Genomic DNA, 639 nt, shown 5'->3' with positions numbered 1-639 from the left:
CACCTGACGCTGGTGCCGGCGCTGCACTATTTGCAGTTCAGCCACGATCAGCGGATTTTCCAGCGCATGACCGTGCCGCAGATCATCGCGCAGGTGCTCAAAGGTCATGGCATTCAGGGCGATGCGTTTACCTTTCACGTCAGCACCAGCGCCACTCGCGAATACTGCACGCAGTACTTTGAGTCCGACCTGGCATTCATCCAAAGGTTATGCGCCGAAGACGGTATCGCCTGGCACCACCAGCACTCACCGGACGGGCATTTGCTGGTGTTCACCGACGATCAGGTGTTCCTGCCCAAACTCGGTGCCACGCCGTATCAGCAGGATTCCGGGATGGTCGCCGAGCATTCGGTGGTCAGCCGTTTCAGTGTGCGAACCAGCACCCGCACCAGCACGGTCACCCGCCGCGACTATGACCTCGAACGCCCGAGCCTGCTGCTCGAAAGCCACTTCACCGCCGAGTTCACTCCGGCGCTGGAAGACTATCGCTACCCGCTGCTGATCGAGAGCGAGAAGTCCGGCAAGCAATTGGCCCGGCAGGCGCTGGAGCGCCATCGCAGCGACTATGAATTGGGTGATGGTCAAAGCGATCAGGCACATCTGCGCTGTGGCCATCTCTTCGAACTGACTGAGCACCCG

Annotated in this window: 1 protein-coding gene; it reads left to right on the top strand. The window is 60.4% G+C overall.

Annotated features, from left to right (window positions below; all coding sequences use genetic code 11):
* Positions 1 to 639, top strand: a 639-nt coding sequence (gene tssI / locus K5E40_RS34350) for a type VI secretion system tip protein TssI/VgrG (RefSeq protein ID WP_221734431.1), incomplete at both ends; no start/stop codon positions are given.

The sequence above is a fragment of the Pseudomonas baetica genome (genome assembly GCF_019733355.1).
Taxonomy (GTDB): domain Bacteria; phylum Pseudomonadota; class Gammaproteobacteria; order Pseudomonadales; family Pseudomonadaceae; genus Aquipseudomonas; species Aquipseudomonas baetica_A.
The sequence above is the reverse complement of the archived record's forward strand: the minus strand, read 5'-3'. Positions and strand labels throughout refer to the sequence as shown.